Genomic DNA, 12,565 nt, shown 5'->3' with positions numbered 1-12,565 from the left:
CGCATCCGCCCAGCAGCAGGCCGGCGGCCAGCAGCAGCGCTGCCGCCGCCTTGACGCGCCCGTGGCGGGGCCGGATGCCCGCCCTCCGCACATTCAAATCCATGTCCAGATCGTTCCCCTCCATCATCGGTAGTTGGCAGTTATGTCCATTTAAGCATACTTGCCGCCGCTTGTCTCCCCGGACCGCCTGCGGATAGGGAAGGAAGAGGTGGATCATACTACCAATTGCGATCATGATCCCCATCCCGGAAGGGATGCCAATTCGGACAGGAAAGCGGGTGAGACTCATGAATACCGGCTCGCATATTCGAACCATCGGCATCTGGACAAGCCTCTCTCTCGCCCTGCTCAGCAGCGGAGCCGTCGCCAACATCATCGCTCCTCCCTATATCCTCAGCCTGGCGCAGAACGATGCCTGGCTGTCCGTGCTCACCGCGGTTCCCGTCGGGCTCCTCTGGGCGACAGGCGCCTGGTACGTCGTGAAGCGCCTCGACGGGCGCTCTCTGGAAGCCTGGCTGCAGCAGACGCTGGGCTCCTTTCTCTCCTGGGCCTTCCGGCTTCTGGCCGTTCTGGCGCTGTTCCTGCAGGCTTCCACGACGATGTGGGAAACCGGCCATATCGCCGTGCGCAGCTACATGGCCGACATGCCCCTCATTCTGATCGCCGGCTCCATGGTTCTGCTCTGCGCCCTGTCGGCGATGAGCGGCTTGCGCGCCATCGGACTCACCAGCGTCATCCTGATCCCGATCGCGATCGTGCTGGACGCGCTGCTGCTCATGCTGAACCGGCCGAACCAGGATTACCGCCAGCTGTTCCCCGTGTTGCAGCACGGATATGCTCCCATGCTCAGCGGAGCCGGCCTGGCGCTCGTCTCCATGATGGAGATCTGGACGCTGATCTGCATGCAGCAGGAGGTCAAGGGAACGTTCCGCTGGCATCACTTCGCCTTCAGCGCGCTCTTCCTGGCCTGGCTGTCGCTTATCCCGATCATCTCCGCCATTACCGTTTTCGGTCCGGCAGAGGCGATCCGCCTGCGCAACCCGGTGCTGGAAATCTGGCGCGTCGTCTCGCTGGGAAAAACGATCGAGCACATCGATCTGTTCGCCATCGTGCAGCGGATTTCCAGCGGCTTCGCCCGCATTTCGCTGGAATTCTATCTCATGGTCCGGCTCCTGGGCTTCGGCACCCTCAAAAGCAGAGGCTGGGCCATGGCGGCGGTATCCGTCTCCGTGCTGACGATCGCTGTCGCGCCCATTCCGGACATGGCGGTCATCCGGTACATGACCTGCGTCCAGTATCCCTTCTTCCTTGCAGGCGGCGTGCTGATCGTCTCGTTTCTGGCCGCTGTTCTCGGCTGGACGGGCAGCGGCAACAAAGGCGGCAAGGAAAAGGAGGCGGCCGAATCATGAGCGGGGAACAGAGAGAAGCGTTCCCGACGTACGCCCGCCTCAAGGAATGGTATGCCGGAAACGACGATGTAGCCGTGCTGCGCTTTCCACATCCCGATGGCTGTTCCGCGCCGGAAGCGGAAGCCCGCACGGATGACGGTCCGCCGCAGCTGCTGCTGCTCTACTGCAGCTCCATGGCCGACGTCCGGCTGCAGAACCGCGTCCTCCCGCAAGCCAGAGCCGGCTTGCCGCAGCGGCTGCAGGCCGCAGCCGGAGACGGGCAGGAAGAGATGCCGGACGGCTGGAGGCCGCTCCAGCATGTTGAAGACCCCGGCAAGCCGGGGAGCAGCTGGCAGACCCGGCTGAACAGCGTCCTTTTCCAGGCGGAGGCCGTTCTCCTCGATCCCGTCTCCCGGCGGGCTTGGTCCGCGCTTGCGGGCAGCGTCCCTGGACGGACCCCTTCCGAGGCGGCGACGGAAGTGTCGGTCCGCGGTCCCAAGGACGGCTTCGTCGAGCAGATCGACGTCAACACCTCGCTCATCCGCTTCCGTCTCCGCTGCCCGGCGCTGAAATGCGAGCATCTCTGGATCGGCGACCGCTCCCGGAGCAAGGTGGCCCTCCTCTACGAAAGCTCCATCGCCAATCCGGACCTGGTCGACAGCATCCGCCGCAAGCTGCAGGAGCTGAAGGTCGACGACGTCGCCTCGGCGCGGCAGCTGCAGGATCTGCTCGTCGGGAAGTCGTGGACGCTCGTGCCGCTGACCACATACACCGGCCGGCCCGACTTTGCCGTACAATGCCTCATGAACGGACGGGTAATCATCATGCTGGAGGGCAATCCGACGGCCATCGTCGCCCCTGCCAATCTGTTTCTCCTGATGAAGGCGGCCGAGGATCTCCAATCCAACTATATGTACGTCAACTTCACCCGGCTGCTGCGGTATCTCTGCCTGTTCATTTCGGCTTTCCTGCCGGGATTGTACGTCGCCCTGGCGCTGTTCCATGTGGACCAGATCCCTTTCAGCCTGCTGGCGACGATCTTGAACGCCAGACGCGGCCTTCCGCTCAATGTGGAGCAGGAGATGATTCTTGCCCTGCTGCTGATCGAAATCTTCCGCGAAGCCGGCGTGCGTCTGCCCGGCGCGATCGGGCAGACGCTGACCGTCGTCGGCGGCCTCATCATCGGCGATGCCGCCGTCCGCTCCGGCCTCGTCTCCCCGGTCATGATCGTCATCGCCGCCATGACGTTCGTCGCAGGCTCCACGCTGGTCAACCAGAGCCTCTCCGGAGCGGTGACGCTGATTCGCTTCTACTGCTATTTCTGCTCCTTCATGCTCGGCATCTTCGGCTTCATGCTGGCGGTAATCAGCGTCGCGGTCTACCTGGCCCGCCTGGAGTCGTTCGGCGTGCCCTTCCTGGCGCCGCTGTCCCCGATGCGTCCCAAGGACCTGCTGAACGGGCTGTTCATCGTCCCGTTCCGGCGCAAGCCCGAACGGCCGGGCTATCTGGACGTCCAGGACCCGCTCAAATGAACCGCTCGAACCGCATCGCGGCCGTCCGCCTCGCGCCGGTCCTGCTGCTGCTTGTCCTGACCGCCGGCTGCTTCAAGAGCGAGGTGTCCGCCAACCTGATGTTCATCAAAGCCGTCGGCATCGATTACGACGAGGAAAGCAAGGACTACACCGTCTATGTGCAGATGCTGGACTTCAGCAACGAATCCAAGCGGGAGAGCGCGCCGGGCTCAGAGAGCGAGACCCCGATCTGGACCGGCAAAGGCAGGGCGAAGGACATCAACATGGCGTTCAATCAGATGTACGATTCGTCCCAGATGCGGATGAGCTTCACCCATGTATCGGCGCTGCTCCTCTCCAGGAAAGCGGAGGCGCATATGACCCGCTATGATTATCGGGAAATTATTGGAGCCCATCCGGAGGTGCGGTTCAATATCTGGATCTACGGCACGAATGAACCGCTGGAAAATATATTCACCGCCAAAGGCTTCTTCAACCTGTCCGATACGACGACGCTGCTGCATACGCCGGAGGAAAGCTACAGGCAGCAGTCCATGGTCGAGCCGCTGTACCTGTTTCGCTTCCTGCGGGAAGTGAACCATCCGGCTCTTACGGCCTACGTGCCGGAGCTCTCTCTGGACACGAAGAGCTGGAAGCTGATGGAGAAGCCGAAGCCCAAAATGAAATTCGCCGGCGCCGGCTTCTACCGCGGAGGGAAATTCGCCGGCGTTCTGACCGAGCACCAGCTGGAGGGCTGGCCGTGGATGAATCCCAAGACGAAGAACAAGCTGCTCCTGATAAAAAAGGATTCCAACGAGCTCGGAACGGCTCATATGAAAGCCCCCAAGGTCAAGATTACCCTCAAGCTGGACGCGCAGGGCCGGCCTCGGTTCCACGCCCGCGTCCGCCTCAAGGGCATCCAGCAGACGATGATGAAGCCCGTACCGATGGCGGAGATGGAGAAGCATGCTTCCATGCAGATCAAGCAGCAGATCGAGGCTGCGTACCGGAACTCGCTGACGATCGGAGCCGATCCTTTCGGCCTGGAGGAGATCCTCTACCGCAAACATCCCGGGAGCTGGAGGCAGCTGACCCGGGATGGCAAGGAATTCATATTGAAGATGGATTCTTTCGATGTGGAGGTCGCCGTGGATTTGCAGACATCGGGGAAATACAAGCCGCTTTGAAGCTCAGATGCTCCAGTGCTGCCATTCCTGCCGGCGGCCCTCCAGCTTCTCCAGCCAGTCGGCCGTCAGCCGGATCGCTTCCTCCTGATGGGCGCGGGTCGAGTAGGTATGGTCCGCCTGAAAAATGATCTCCTTGTCGCACAGCCCGTCGCCGCGGGTCCAGAAAACCTTCTGGTACAGGAAGCTGTAGTCGGCCGGAATGACATCGTCGCTCGTGCCGTGCACGAGCAGCACGTCGCCGCCGAAGCGGGGCGCCGCCTGGAACGGCTGATGCTGCTGCAGCGAGTCGAAGAACACCGGCTCGAGCGTGTAGCCCGCATAATCCGTAGCCCCCTTGAGCACGGCTTCGTCGTAGCCGCTCCGGCCGACAATGCGGACGATGTCGTTGAACGGATAGCCGACGGAGGACCACATGACCAGCCTCGTTACCCTTTTGTCCTTGACGGCGGTATGCAGGGCGACCGCTCCGCCGAGGCTGTGGCCGAGCAGGGTGATCCGCTGCGGATCGACGCAGTCCATCGAGAGGATGTAATCGAGCGCGGCGCGCGTCTGCTCCACCATGGAATCGAAGCCGAGCGAGCCGTAGCTGCCGCCGCTCTCCCCGCAGCCGCCGTAGTCGAAGCGCAGCACATAGGAGCCCTGCGCCGCAAGCCGGCGGGCCGTCTTGACGAACAGCCGGTCGACGCCGATCCGGCTGCCGACGAAGCCGTGGCAGATCAGGACGGCGGGATTGCGCTCCTCCCGCTCCGTTCCTCCTCCGGCAGGGTAGTGCAAGGTAGCTGTCAGCTCCAGTCCGTCATGACGCAAAGTCAGCTGTTTTTCCATCTGCGCTTCATCCTCTCTATCGGGGTCCGATTATTTCATCCTCATAATTCCGACCGAATTAGTGAGTATTAACTGAAATCAGCTTATCATCTCTCTCGACCGTCTGTCAATGGAAGGAGGCCGGCGGCCGAATGACAATAGAAAAAGCCGTTCCGAATGGAACGGCCCGACCGGTGCAACGCTAGATGGAGGCACAGACAGACTACTCTTGAGACAGGAGAGAATCCGCATGGAACAGCTTATCGATTGGGTCGCACGCCATTGGCTGACCGTATTCCTGGCCGGAGCGCTGCTCGTTGCCGCCGGGTTCGTGTTCGTCAACCGCAAATCGCTCTTCTACAAGGAATGAGCTTCCTGCCGCTCCACGCTGCGCGTCGGCAGCAGAGGAAGGATCAGCTCGGCGGAGGTGCCGGCTCCCGGCTCGCTCCGGAGCAGCAGCCGTCCGCCGTGCAGCTCGGCGATTTCCTGGCAGATGGCCAGCCCGAGACCGCTTCCCGAACGGGATGAGCCCGCCTTGTAGAACTTGTCCGTCACATGCGGCAGGTCCTCCGGCTCGATGCCGACGCCGGTATCTTCAACGCGCAGCACCGCCTCGTCCCCCTCGCGGGAGGAGATGACGCGGATCGTTCCGCCATGCGGGGTGAACTTGAAGGCGTTGTCGATCAGGTTGATCATCACCTGGCGCAGCCGGTTCGGATCGCCGGCGACATACAGCGGCTGCGGCTCCAGCAGGCTGATCAGGCGCACGCCGGTCTCCTCCTGCCGAACCGCAAGCTGCTGGACGCATTCGCGCACGGGCAGATTGAGATCGAGCTCCTCTTCATGGAGATCCATGCTCTTGGAGCTCAGCTTGGAGAAATCGAGCAGATCCTCGACCAGCCCCGTCAGCCGCTCCGTCTCGCGGGAGATGATGGACAGGCCTTCGCGCAGCTCTTCCCTATCCGTATGGGGATCGGCGAGCGTCTCGCTCCAGCCCTTGATCGAGGTGAGCGGCGTCCGGAGCTCGTGGGATACGGAGGAAATGAAGTCGTTCTTCAGCTTCTCCCGCTTGTTGAGCTCGACAGCCAGCGTATGGAGCGTGTCCGACAGCTGGCCGATCTCGTTGCGCTTGCCGCTTGAGGCGATGCCGAGCGACCAGTCGCCATCCGCCATGCGGCGGGCTCTGCGGGTCAGCTCCCGGAGCGGCCGCACGATCAGGTTGGCCATCAGGACGCTGAGCAGCAGGAAGAGCGCGACGATGGCGGCTGCCGTCAATGCGGTCATCTGGAACAGACGCGCGACCATCGCGTCGACTTCCTTCAGCGAGGCGGAATAACGGATGATCGCCACGATCCGGCCGTCCCGGTAGAGCGGCGAGGAGGCGGCGGCGATCCGCTCTCCAGTCGCGTCGTCCTTGCCGTACCAGGCCGTCGTATCTCCCGCTGCCGCATGCACGACATCGGGCGTGCGGATCGTCCGGTTGTCGGAGATGCCGTCGGAATCCATGAACATGCGTCCGTCGGCCTGCAGCATCTGGATGCGGGGGTAGCCCTCGGTCATGTTCTGGAGCATGTAATCCGCCCGCTCGTTCGGCGTCATCCACTGCATGGAACGGGCGTGCAGCGTCATCGAGGACTCCACGCGCTGCTTCATCGCGCTGGAGGCGCTGCCGTAGTAATAGTTCCAGATTAGCGTCATGAACATGCCGCCAAGCACGAGCACGACGAGGAAAATGAGCAGGAAATAGCTGAGCACCATCTGGGTTCGGAGGCTTTTCATGCTTCGCCCCGCTTCCAGCGGTAGCCGTAGCCCCATACCGTCTCGATGATCGCAGGCTCCGAGGGATTGCTCTCGATCTTCTGCCGGATGCGGCGGATGTTGACGTCGACGACCTTCAGATCCCCGACGTAATATCGTCCCCATACTTCACTGAGGATCTCGTCCCGAGAGACGCTCTGGCCGCATCTCTCCATGAGCAGCTTGACGAGCGTCCATTCCGTCGGCGTCAGCACGATCTCGCGTCCTTCCTTCCACAGCTTGTGGAGCCGCTCCGACAAGCGGAACGGACCGGCAGCGAGCATGTCGGCCGCTTCGGGCTCGAAGGAAGCAGCCGCCTGCCCCCGGGAAAGAGAGGACGCTTCCTGAGCGCCGCCGGGAACCGGGTCGACCGCGGCTTGGCCTGCCGGCCGCAAGGAAGCAGCGGCGGCTCCGGCTGACGGAGCCGGGCTGCCCGCCGCGGGAGCCGCCAGACGCAGCCGGCGGGAGAGGGAATGGATTCTCGCCATCAGCTCGCCGGGGCTGAACGGCTTGTGGATGTAGTCGTCCGCGCCGAGCTCGAGGCCGCGGATCTTGTCCTCTTCCTGCGCCTTGGCCGTCAGCATGATGATGCCCATCGCCGGATAGGCTTCCCGCAGCGAGGCGCAGACGTCGAAGCCGCTCATGCCCGGCAGCATGACATCGAGCAGCGCGATATCGACCGCTCCCTGGCTCAGCACGAGCTCCAGCGCCTCTTCCCCGCTGCCGGCCTCCAGCATCTCCATGCCGCCGCGCTTCAGGTTGATGCGGACGAAGCCGCGGATGGCCTCTTCATCTTCCACCAGCAAGATTTTCAAGCTTCCCTCTCCTCCTTTCCGCCTGAAATGGGAACCGTTCGTTCCATCACCGCTAATTTTCCGGGAGCAGCCGGACCGAAGAGGCAAGCTGCTCGTCGGTCAGCCGCATGGAGCGGTACTGGTTCAGCTCCGCCTCGGGCCATTTGCCGTCTGGATCGGGCTCCTGCACGGCGGCGTAGACGAATCCTCCCGCCGTGCGGAGGTTGACGACTTTTTTGCGCGGAGCGCCGAGGCCGGCCGACCAGCCGTCCCATTCCTTGACCGGAACGGCGCAGATCGTCCAGAGCGGGGCGATGCGGCCCGACTTGGCGTTGTAATAATTGACGGTAACGATCCCGCTGGCGATATCTTCAGGGCGCGTCAGCGTGAACTGGCCTCGCCAGCGCGACGGGATCTGCAGCGACAGCCCGTACGGATAGCTGTTGTACTCGATCGATACCGGCGCGAACGGCTCCCTGGCATCGTACTTCTCTTCGCCGGGCAGCAGGCCGTTCCACTGCATCCACTCCGTATAGAACAGCATGTCGGCATAGGGGGTGTCCTGCTTCTGTCCGGCCGCCTCCGTGAGGCGGCTCCATTCGAGAATGCCGTCTCCGTTGATGTCTCCGTTCATGACGCCGCTCGGACTGAAGCCAAGGTCGGGATTGCCGTACGGCGGATACACCTGCTCCAGAGCTCCTTCGTTCCACATGAACATGGCGCTCATGGAGGAATGCGCGCCGACGCTTGCTTCGGCGATGAGGCCGTACCGTTCCTTGGACACTTTGCCCGCGGTAATCCTGTCGTACAGATTCACGTCGGGATACAGCGGCAGGGATGCCGCTTCCGTCAAGCGGCCTTCCGCCAAGCGGTATACGCGAAGCGTAGGGATGGTTCCTTTTTTGTTCCGGTTCACGAGGGAGATCTCGGGCATGCCGTCGCCGTCCACATCGCCGGTCTCGGCCGTCTCGTAGGCGAGCTCGGCGAGCGGCTTCAGCACGAGGCCGCTTTCCCCTTCCTCGAATTGGGGATTCAGGAACGAGTAGACCTGCAGCATATACTGCTGCCCGGCCGTCGAATCGCCGGGCACGCTGACCGCCCAGCCCGCCACGAGCTCGGGCCGCTTGTCGCCGTCCAGATCGACGATGGACAGCCAGTCCAGGCTGGTGCTGGCCGCTGAACGGATGGTAGCCCACTTCTTCCAGCCGGAAGGCTCCTCCTTGGCGATCAGGAGCTGGCAGCCTCCGTAGCCGTCTGTATAGGAGACCAGCGCTTCGGGCTTGCCGTCTCCGTCGAGATCCAGCGTGCGGATCGCTTCCGGCTGCTTCTCCCGCTGCGGCAGAGCGAGCGAGCTTCCCGGAGGCAGCAAAGCACGGACTTCCTGCGACAGCTTGCCGGACGGCTGGGCCGCCTCCGGCGCTGTGAGCAGGTCGGCGGGCGCAGCCGTATAACGGCAGCCTGCCAGCAGCACAAGGCAAGCCGCTGCGGCCAGGCAGGCCGTGCGGCGTTTCAAGGACGGACGGCGGGCAGGGCCCGACTTCCGCCGATTGTATTTTAAGCGCATGGTCAAGTCGCCTGCTCCTCCTTCATGCCGATTCGGCCCGCCCTGCGATTCCCGCATGGCGGCGGGAATCAGGCTTCAGGCAGCTCGTCGACCGTGACGAACACGTAGCCTTTGTTCTTCAAATCCTTTATGATCAGCGGCAGCAGCTCGGCCGTATGCAGCTTGCTGCCGAAAGAATGCATGAGAATGACGCTTCCGGGCTTCACGTTGCGGTTCACGTTGGCTCGCATAGCGGCAACGGATGTGCCGGCCCAATCCCGGGTATCGACGTTCCAGAGCTCCATGCTCCGGCCGCTGTCCCGCAGCAGCTGCTTCAGCAGCGGCGATGTCGAGCCGTATGGCGGGCGGAACAGGCTCGGAATGATCCCGGTTGCCCTTTCGATAAGTGTATCATTATACGCGATTTCTTGCAGGGTCTTTGTCCTGCCTGTTTTAGCCAGATCGGCATGATGATAGGTATGATTGCCTAGGGCATGGCCTTCCTTGACGATGCGGGCAGCGACGTCGGGATACTGCTTGACCTGCGTGCCGACGACGAAAAAGGTCGCCTTAATGTCGTTTTTCTTCAATATATCGAGAATGGCCGGTGTCGTGCGGCCGTCCGGCCCGTCGTCGAACGTGAGGGCGACCGCGCGCGTTCCCTTCGCGACCTTCGCCGTATGCTGCCTTCCGTCATTCGGCTTGGCCAGGCCGGGGATCGATGCCGCTTGGCCGTAGACGCTGCCGGACACAGACGTCCCGGGTGTCGGCTTGGCGCTGACATGAGGCTTCGGACTGGAACTTGCGGCCGGTTTTGCGGTCGGGCTTGGGCTCGGAGAGACTATGTCCGCTGAAGGCTCCGGGCTTCCAGCCGGCTCAGGCGTCACGGCGGATGTCCCCGGCCCCGGCGAGACGGCCGGATTCCGATCCGCCGGGAAGCCTCCGGCCGATACGCGATCAGCCAGCTCGCCTGCAGAGCAGCCTCCGGCTGCCGCCAAAGCCGCGGCCAGCGGCAAAACCAGCAGCCTCCGGCCTATCCGGGCTCTCTGCGATTGTCTTCCTGCGGCGCTTTCATCGCCGGGCCGCGCCTTGGACGCTGCGCCCGCACGGTTTTCTTCCGAATGCCTGGACGTTAGTCGTTTCATGATGTCGTTTTTCCATCCATCTTTCATTTCGCGCAACTACTCCCTACTTGGTCTGATGAATCTATCGTAAGGGATCGAGCTGCGGGAGGAGTTACAATCCGGTAACACGGCCTGACAGCCGTCCCCGATATTCGACACGGTCTGTGGTACAATATATCCATACCATTCGATGCAGACATTTACGTAAAGGGGGTAGCGGTCCTGAACAAATCATCCGCCCGTTCCAATCCGCTGCGGCTCATCATCCTCGGCATGCTCCTGGAGAAGGAACGGCATCCCTATGAGATCTATACGACCATGCTCGAGCGCCGGATCGACCAGCACACGAAGGTCCAGATGGGCTCGCTCTACTATGCGGTCGATCAGCTGGCGGCCAGCCATGACATCGAGCCGGCCCGCACGGTGCTGAACCCCCGCGGCCAGGAGAAGACGGTCTATCGCATTACGGAGACGGGAAAAATGCTGTTCCATGAGCTGTTCATGGCCCGGATGAATGAAGTCGGACCGGTCTACCACCCCATGCTCGGGGCGCTCGGGTTCGCCCGCTTCATCGATCCGCAGGAGCTCGTCTCCATGCTGGAGAGCCGGATCCGCGAGCAGGAAGAGGTCGTCCGCCACTGGGAGGAGGTCTATGAGGAGCATATACCCGATGTTCCCCGGGCTGTCCTGCACATGATGTCCGGCATGCACGAGCATGCGCGCACGGAGCTGCGCTGGCTGCGCCGGCTGCATGCGGACGCTGCTGCCGGACGCCTCAGCGATATCGGCGCGCCGCTGGATCCGCTGGAGGATTGATGGCTGCGCAGATCCCTGCCTGCGGCGGCGGCACGGGGCAGGAACTGCGTCTTTGCTCGGGGCCTGCCGGCATCAAAAAAAGGAGCTTCGTTCCCGAATGGAACGAAGCTCTTTTCAATTGGACCGGGATATTTGGGTCAACAGCTGTTCGGCCCTCCCTCACTGAGCCAGCAGCAGCACGATGGAGAACAGTCCGAAGCAGATGTTCAGAAGGTAAAGAAAGGACACGACCTGGACCGGCTTCATCCCGGATGCAAGCAGCCGGTAATGCGCCTGGGAAGCGTCCGCCTTGTAGAACGGCACACCGCTGCGGATGCGGGAGATGACGACGCGCAGGTTGTCGAGAATCGGCACGCCGAGCGACAGGATCGGGATGAACAGCGACAGCAGCGTCGCCTGCTTGAACGCGCCGTCAAGCGCGATGACGCCGAGCATGAAGCCGAGGTAGGTCGCGCCCGCATCTCCCATGAACACCTTGGCCGGTGGACGGTTGAAGACGAGATAGCCGGCCGAGATGCCGACGGTGATGACGGCCATCATGGCGGAGCCCTGCTGGCTCATGACGAGCGCGACGACGAGCAGCGTGCCCGCCGAGATCGCGGACAGTCCGCCGGCGAGGCCGTCCATGCCGTCCGAGAAGTTGATGACCGTGGTCACTCCGAATATCCAGAGAACCGTGAAAAGGAACGAGAGCCACTCCGGCAGCGAGACGTAGGAGCCGGTGAACGGATTTTCAAAGCCCGCGAATACGATGCCCGAAGCGTAGACGAGCACGGCTGCGGACAGCTGGACCGCCATCTTGGGCAGCGCAGGGAACTCTTTGCCATGCGTCTTGTACCCATCGTCCACGAGGCCGATCAGCAGGATGAGCAGCCCTCCCCCGAGAATGGCAAGCGACTGCGTCCATGTATCGCGGACAAAAATCAAGTAGACGGCGGTGAACCCGGCGAAGATGGCAATTCCGGCCGTCAGCGGAATCGGCTCCCGATGTATTTTGCGCTCGCTGTCCGCGCGAGGCTTATCCACGAAGCCGATTCTCAGGGCGGCTCTGCGCAGCGGCGGAATCAAGGCGACGACAATAATGAACGATAGCAGAAAAGCGATCACGTAATTCATAACCCACTCCCTTCCAGGTTTGTCCATTCGATTTTATCTGGGTAAAAATGGCATTGTCAACGACAACATCTCCCAGCAGCTCTTCTTAAGGGACCTGCTTCGACAACCTTCGGGACAGGCAGAGGAAACGGCGCTCCCGGCTGGAGCGGACAAGAAGGGGCTGCAGGGCTTGCCGAGGCTGACGCCACGAAAGAGAATCTTTCCGCAAACAGGCTCATTGCCCACTGTAACCGACGTGCATGAACGCCCGATGAACGTCAAATGAACGCTTCCTGAACCTTTCTGCTTGCCGGGCCGGACGCGGGTATGTCGGAGGCAGCCTGGCAGCATTGCAGACGGACTTTCGGACTTGCAAAGCACTAAGCTGGACTTGCAGACGGACGATCGGACTTGGAAAGCACTAGCTGGACTTGCAGACGGACGAACGGACTTGCAAACACGCTATGCCGGACTTGCAGACGGACGATCGGACTTGCAAAGCAAAG

Annotated in this window: 10 protein-coding genes; 4 read left to right on the top strand and 6 right to left on the bottom strand. The window is 62.3% G+C overall.

Going from position 1 to position 12,565, the window contains the following annotated elements:
* Positions 1-287: 287 nt before the first annotated feature.
* Genes PHU01S_RS21725 through PHU01S_RS21715 form a run of 3 tightly spaced genes read left to right on the top strand, consistent with a single transcriptional unit; the run spans position 288 to position 4,086 of the window.
* Complete coding sequence (locus PHU01S_RS21725) at positions 288-1,409, top strand: GerAB/ArcD/ProY family transporter (protein ID WP_164763156.1); 1,122 nt, start codon at positions 288-290, stop codon at positions 1,407-1,409.
* Positions 1,406-2,920 carry a spore germination protein gene (locus PHU01S_RS21720; RefSeq protein ID WP_127509918.1) on the top strand — a complete coding sequence of 505 codons (1,515 nt, stop codon included), beginning with the start codon at positions 1,406-1,408 and terminating at the stop codon, positions 2,918-2,920. The genes PHU01S_RS21725 and PHU01S_RS21720 overlap by 4 nt, the downstream gene beginning before the upstream one ends.
* The gene (locus tag PHU01S_RS21715) at positions 2,917-4,086 is read left to right on the top strand and encodes a Ger(x)C family spore germination protein (protein ID WP_127509916.1); all 1,170 of its coding nucleotides are present in this window, start codon (positions 2,917-2,919) and stop codon (positions 4,084-4,086) included. Before PHU01S_RS21720 ends, PHU01S_RS21715 begins: the two co-directional genes overlap by 4 nt.
* A 3-nt stretch (positions 4,087-4,089) precedes the next feature.
* Here PHU01S_RS21715 and PHU01S_RS21710 read toward each other — a convergent pair whose 3' ends face one another.
* The 5 genes from PHU01S_RS21710 to PHU01S_RS21690 form a co-directional block, all read right to left on the bottom strand.
* Positions 4,090-4,911, bottom strand: coding sequence for an alpha/beta hydrolase (locus PHU01S_RS21710; protein ID WP_127509914.1), 822 nt, complete (start codon positions 4,909-4,911; stop codon positions 4,090-4,092).
* A 336-nt stretch (positions 4,912-5,247) separates the two neighbouring features.
* Positions 5,248-6,669, bottom strand: coding sequence for a sensor histidine kinase (locus tag PHU01S_RS21705; RefSeq protein ID WP_049868235.1), 1,422 nt, complete (start codon positions 6,667-6,669; stop codon positions 5,248-5,250).
* Complete coding sequence (locus PHU01S_RS21700) at positions 6,666-7,502, bottom strand: response regulator transcription factor (RefSeq protein ID WP_127509911.1); 837 nt, start codon at positions 7,500-7,502, stop codon at positions 6,666-6,668. Before PHU01S_RS21700 ends, PHU01S_RS21705 begins: the two co-directional genes overlap by 4 nt.
* Before the next feature lie 52 nt (positions 7,503-7,554).
* Positions 7,555-9,045 carry an FG-GAP repeat domain-containing protein gene (locus PHU01S_RS21695; RefSeq protein ID WP_373864554.1) on the bottom strand — a complete coding sequence of 497 codons (1,491 nt, stop codon included), beginning with the start codon at positions 9,043-9,045 and terminating at the stop codon, positions 7,555-7,557.
* Between the two features lie 68 nt (positions 9,046-9,113).
* Positions 9,114-10,169: a polysaccharide deacetylase family protein gene (locus PHU01S_RS21690; protein ID WP_164763155.1), complete on the bottom strand. Its 1,056-nt coding sequence runs from the start codon at positions 10,167-10,169 to the stop codon at positions 9,114-9,116.
* Between the two features lie 252 nt (positions 10,170-10,421).
* Here PHU01S_RS21690 and PHU01S_RS21685 point away from each other — a divergent pair, with 252 nt between their 5' ends.
* The gene (locus PHU01S_RS21685) at positions 10,422-10,964 is read left to right on the top strand and encodes a PadR family transcriptional regulator (protein WP_048746720.1); all 543 of its coding nucleotides are present in this window, start codon (positions 10,422-10,424) and stop codon (positions 10,962-10,964) included.
* Positions 10,965-11,123: 159 nt separating this feature from the next.
* Here PHU01S_RS21685 and PHU01S_RS21680 read toward each other — a convergent pair whose 3' ends face one another.
* Positions 11,124-12,080, bottom strand: a complete 957-nt coding sequence (locus tag PHU01S_RS21680) for a glycosyltransferase family 4 protein (protein WP_127509904.1) — start codon at positions 12,078-12,080, stop codon at positions 11,124-11,126.
* Between the last annotated feature and the right edge of the window lie 485 nt (positions 12,081-12,565).

Origin of the sequence: Paenibacillus humicus NBRC 102415 (assembly GCF_004000905.1) — a bacterium.
Lineage (GTDB): Bacteria > Bacillota > Bacilli > Paenibacillales > Paenibacillaceae > Paenibacillus_O > Paenibacillus_O humicus.
The sequence above is the reverse complement of the archived record's forward strand: the minus strand, read 5'-3'. Positions and strand labels throughout refer to the sequence as shown.

Excerpts from the sequence above, each read along its gene's own strand:
- PHU01S_RS21710 (WP_127509914.1), bottom strand. The coding sequence starts at position 4,911 with ATGGAAAAACAGCTGACTTTGCGTCATGACGGACTGGAGCTGACAGCT.
- PHU01S_RS21715 (WP_127509916.1), top strand. The coding sequence starts at position 2,917 with ATGAACCGCTCGAACCGCATCGCGGCCGTCCGCCTCGCGCCGGTCCTG.
- PHU01S_RS21705 (WP_049868235.1), bottom strand. The coding sequence starts at position 6,669 with ATGAAAAGCCTCCGAACCCAGATGGTGCTCAGCTATTTCCTGCTCATT.
- PHU01S_RS21690 (WP_164763155.1), bottom strand. The coding sequence starts at position 10,169 with ATGAAACGACTAACGTCCAGGCATTCGGAAGAAAACCGTGCGGGCGCA.
- PHU01S_RS21725 (WP_164763156.1), top strand. The coding sequence starts at position 288 with ATGAATACCGGCTCGCATATTCGAACCATCGGCATCTGGACAAGCCTC.
- PHU01S_RS21685 (WP_048746720.1), top strand. The coding sequence starts at position 10,422 with ATGCTCCTGGAGAAGGAACGGCATCCCTATGAGATCTATACGACCATG.
- PHU01S_RS21720 (WP_127509918.1), top strand. The coding sequence starts at position 1,406 with ATGAGCGGGGAACAGAGAGAAGCGTTCCCGACGTACGCCCGCCTCAAG.
- PHU01S_RS21695 (WP_373864554.1), bottom strand. The coding sequence starts at position 9,045 with ATGCGCTTAAAATACAATCGGCGGAAGTCGGGCCCTGCCCGCCGTCCG.
- PHU01S_RS21680 (WP_127509904.1), bottom strand. The coding sequence starts at position 12,080 with ATGAATTACGTGATCGCTTTTCTGCTATCGTTCATTATTGTCGTCGCC.